This window comes from Streptomyces sp. NPDC051677, from assembly GCF_044453465.1.
Classification (GTDB): Bacteria; Actinomycetota; Actinomycetes; order Streptomycetales; family Streptomycetaceae; genus Streptomyces.
This window is the reverse complement of the sequence record NZ_JBITCT010000150.1, coordinates 1-1,011: the sequence shown is the minus strand read 5'-3', so window position 1 is coordinate 1,011 and position 1,011 is coordinate 1. Positions and strand designations below refer to the sequence as shown.

General features: G+C 64.4%; 1 protein-coding gene. It reads left to right on the top strand.

The window, feature by feature from the left end:
• The first annotated feature begins 161 nt into the window (after window positions 1-161).
• On the top strand, window positions 162-932 hold the full coding sequence (locus ACIBAF_RS49305; protein WP_399473431.1) for a hypothetical protein: 771 nt from the start codon (window positions 162-164) through the stop codon (window positions 930-932).
• Window positions 933-1,011 lie beyond the last annotated feature (79 nt).

Here is a 1,011-nt window from a genome sequence, read left to right as displayed (position 1 = left end):
CCCGCAGCCGCCTCGGACGCCTCGTCCGACAAGGCTTCCTCACCCAACCCGGACGAGGTCGCTACGAGAAACGGACTTAACGTCCACTGAGAAGACTCGCTGGCAAGCCATCGCTCGGCCAGCTGGTGCGTCTGACCAGACAGCAAGGGCCGCGCTGGGCGATGCCCAGAACCACCATTGACGACAAGCTGCATGGAAGGAGCACACCGAAGGTCGAACATGTCCTGGCGCTGGTCGTGGCATTCCGCGACTACGCAGCTGCCGCAGGGAACCCGCTCCCGCGCGAGTTCTGCGATGAGGGCGCATGGCGGAGCGAATGCGTCGCGATGGATCGAGCCCTCGCCGATCCACAAAGTCACGACTACCGCGGCATGGTGGCCCGAGACATCCTGGCGGCACGTGAGGGCCATACAGACAACACCGCCCCTCCGGTCACCGCGTCCGCAGAGCCCTCGGAAACGGCATGGGTCGAGCACGTGCTGCGAACGGTTGGACCAGAAACCGCCGGCAGAGAGCTGCCGCCGAAAGATGCCACGGCCATGGCCAACGTGCTCCAAGCTGCTGGCCGGACGGAGGAACTAGGCCGACTGCTCAGAGCGGCTGCGGGACGCTCCGCGCAGGACGTCCTCACGATGAGCGAAGCCGCAGGCCTCAACACCGGCGGGCAGCTCATCCGTCTCGCCCTCCAGGACCACTCCATCGCGCGCATGGCCGCTTTGGTCAAGGAAGCCGAACATCATCATCCCGACGAGGCGGTGGGTTTGATCCACCTCGGTGTCCAGTATCGCCCCATCCTCAACGTTGTGAACCTGATCAAGACGATTCACACCAACGGGGGATCCCCGTTCATCGGGGAGATTCTTTCCGCCGGCCTTCGCGGGCGCTCGGCGCGAGAAGTCTCACTGTTCCTCATCGGCCTCAGTGGACGTTAAGTCCGATCTTCCCCGGTTCGTGATCGCTCGATCGTGGGACTGATACTCGTCCGGGGCGACTGCTCGTCATGCCCATGCT